A 710-nucleotide genomic window follows, 5' to 3' on the forward strand; every position below is an offset into this window, starting at 1 on the left:
CGAACTAAAAAAGAGTTTAAACCTTACAATGATTATGTTGACAGGCCATTCGAATTAAAGTGGCCAACGGCATTTCCACTGGGGGAGCTAACAAAAGCAATAAAGAGTACTGATGATTATCACGCTCGAAATATTGAGAGACTACCACAGCAATCCCAAAACCAAATAGAATATTTTTTAGATCGCTCAATTAAACAAAATAAGGTACTAGAAATTCAGCTGAACTCATTAGATGAATATGATCGCGTAAAACCTCATGTGTTCGGAGTTTTTCGTGGAATGGCAGAATTTGACGTTGTATTGATTGGAGAAAACGAGGTCGATTTTTATGATATTAGAAACATTCAGATTCATAACTTCACGAAATGGAGCGAAGAGCATATACCTGAAGAAAATCCATTTGAGGAAGAAATAGAACGTTGCGAAATAATAGATGAATTTGTAGACGAATATTTCGATGATGAATGGATAGAATAGTATTATTCTTTTTTGTGCCAAAAAATGTGCCAAAAATTTTAGAATTCTGTTTTTCTTTACAAAACAGAATTGCTATATTATAGTGATTTCGAACACAGAAGAACACAGTAAAATACTAAATAACCTTAGAAATGAGGTATGAGTCCGTGTTGCAGCACGGGCTTTTTTATTGTGCGTAAGAGTATTTTTTCTTGAAATAAGACTGGCAAACATTAAAACATTCTGTTCTTAAC

1 protein-coding gene is annotated in these 710 nt (G+C 33.5%); it reads left to right on the forward strand.

Going from position 1 to position 710, the window contains the following annotated elements; translation table 11 throughout:
• A partial coding sequence (locus tag ACTQ40_RS10580) for a hypothetical protein (protein WP_441564126.1) occupies positions 1-477 on the forward strand: 477 nt, incomplete at its 5' end.
• Positions 478-710: the final 233 nt, after the last annotated feature.

It is taken from the genome of Collinsella sp. Sow4_D11 (genome assembly GCF_052116465.1).
In the GTDB taxonomy this organism is placed as follows: Bacteria; Actinomycetota; Coriobacteriia; order Coriobacteriales; family Coriobacteriaceae; genus Collinsella.